The 600-nt window shown below is 50.8% G+C and carries 1 protein-coding gene and 1 pseudogene; one reads left to right on the top strand and one right to left on the bottom strand.

The genetic code is table 11. The features are described from left to right. A pseudogene (locus R7O13_RS28805) lies at positions 1-113 on the bottom strand (DNA-binding response regulator); the annotation flags it as partial. Positions 114-378: 265 nt separating this feature from the next. Between R7O13_RS28805 and R7O13_RS28800 the strand changes: the two are divergent. Continuing rightward, positions 379-600 (top strand): PTS transporter subunit EIIC (locus R7O13_RS28800; RefSeq protein WP_318305452.1); only part of this gene is annotated, 222 nt, incomplete at its 3' end.

Raw genomic sequence — 600 nt, 5'->3', positions numbered from 1 at the left:
ACGCCGCCGTTTTGTGCGCAAATCCCTTCAAACCCTGCGCGACCAAGGTAATCTGACAATGCTTCGCGAAGTTCGTGGTTGTCATCGACGACCAGTATCTGCTTGTTTTCCATCCTACTTTCCCTGTGTCCGTCCCTGTGCCTGCCCCTGAGTTTGGCGCTGGCCAATATGATGCATTCTTAAACGCCCATGCACAATCGAGCCGATTACAATTTTCACTTCTCGGTGTAAGAGATTTGTAAGCGGCCACTTACAAACTGATTGCCTTTTGTAACCTTAGGCGCCGCCTTGCTCGCTATGATCATCCTGACCTTACGTGAAACAACATGACCTGAAGGAATCAGGTCCTACAACACTGGCATTCGTCAGGAGGAAACCATGTTTGCAAGTATATTTGGACAACTACAAAAAATAGGGCGGTCGTTAATGCTGCCTGTGGCGGTGTTACCGGTGGCTGGCTTGATGCTGGGTATTGGTAACGCGGGTTTTGCGTTTATTCCAGACGCGGTCAACAAAGTGATGCTCGCCGCCGGTGAAGGCGTGTTCGGCAACATGCAGTTGATGTTTGCGGTCGGTGTGGCGCTCGGGTTATCAAAAGGC

The sequence above is a fragment of the Vibrio sp. Y176 genome (genome assembly GCF_033438945.1).
Note: the sequence above shows the minus strand (reverse complement) of the source record. Positions and strands in the feature narration are given on the sequence as shown.